Source organism: Pseudomonas sp. Nvir (genome assembly GCF_963778085.1).
Lineage (GTDB): Bacteria > Pseudomonadota > Gammaproteobacteria > Pseudomonadales > Pseudomonadaceae > Aquipseudomonas > Aquipseudomonas juntendi.
The window spans coordinates 1-1,049 of sequence record NZ_CAVZVN010000038.1 but is presented as its reverse complement, the minus strand read 5'-3'; the positions used below and the strand labels follow the sequence as shown (position 1 = coordinate 1,049).

The 1,049-nt window shown below is 61.1% G+C and carries 2 protein-coding genes; both read left to right on the top strand.

Features of this window, described 5'->3' with window-relative positions:
* Nucleotides 1–246: urease accessory protein UreF (locus tag AACG97_RS00295; protein WP_320157717.1), on the top strand; the 246-nt coding region annotated here is incomplete at its 5' end.
* Between the two features lie 8 nt (nucleotides 247–254).
* Nucleotides 255–872, top strand: a complete 618-nt coding sequence (ureG, locus tag AACG97_RS00290) for an urease accessory protein UreG (RefSeq protein ID WP_002916877.1) — start codon at nucleotides 255–257, stop codon at nucleotides 870–872.
* Nucleotides 873–1,049: the final 177 nt, after the last annotated feature.

Here is a 1,049-nt window from a genome sequence, read left to right as displayed (position 1 = left end):
CTGCCCGAGATGGCCCTCAGCCTGGGCTACAGCTGGATTGAGAGCGCCGTGATGGCCGGCGTCAAGCTGGTGCCCTTCGGTCAGCAGGCCGCCCAGCAGCTGATTTTACGTCTTTGCGACCACTACGCGGCCGAGATGCCCCGCGCGCTGGCCGCGCCGGACGGCGATATCGGATCGGCCACCCCGCTCGCCGCTATCGCCTCGGCCCGGCATGAAACCCAATACTCCCGATTATTCCGTTCCTAGGAGAAGCCATGAACTCTTATAAACACCCGCTGCGCGTCGGCGTCGGCGGCCCGGTCGGCTCCGGTAAAACCGCTCTGCTGGAAGCGCTGTGCAAAGCGATGCGTGATACCTGGCAGCTGGCGGTGGTCACTAACGACATCTATACCAAAGAAGATCAGCGCATCCTCACCGAAGCGGGCGCGCTGGCGCCTGAACGCATCGTCGGTGTGGAAACCGGCGGCTGCCCGCATACGGCGATCCGCGAAGATGCCTCAATGAACCTCGCCGCCGTGGAAGCGCTGAGTGAAAAGTTCGGTAACCTCGACCTTATCTTCGTGGAAAGCGGCGGCGACAACCTGAGCGCCACCTTCAGCCCGGAGCTGGCGGATCTGACCATCTACGTCATCGACGTGGCCGAAGGGGAGAAGATCCCGCGCAAAGGCGGACCGGGGATCACCAAATCCGATTTCCTGGTGATCAATAAAACCGACCTTGCCCCCTATGTGGGCGCGTCGCTGGAGGTGATGGCAAGCGATACCCAGCGTATGCGCGGCGATCGCCCATGGACCTTCACCAACCTGAAGCAGGGCGACGGCCTGAGCACCATTATCGCCTTCCTTGAAGACAAAGGCATGCTCGGCAAATAGGCCTGTTGCACCAGCCGGGCGCAGGCGCGTCCGGATGGTGCAGCCCCTGCTCTCTCTTCTATCACCCTGCACCATCCTCCCCGCCACGCCTGCCCTGCAATATGGCATAAGGTTTGCTAATTCAAGTCATGCCTAACCATTAAGGAATGACTATGTCATCACTGGATCTCAACCCTG

Bases quoted from the DNA above. Each gene is read 5' to 3' on its own strand.
- ureG (WP_002916877.1), top strand. From the start codon at position 255: ATGAACTCTTATAAACACCCGCTGCGCGTCGGCGTCGGCGGCCCGGTC.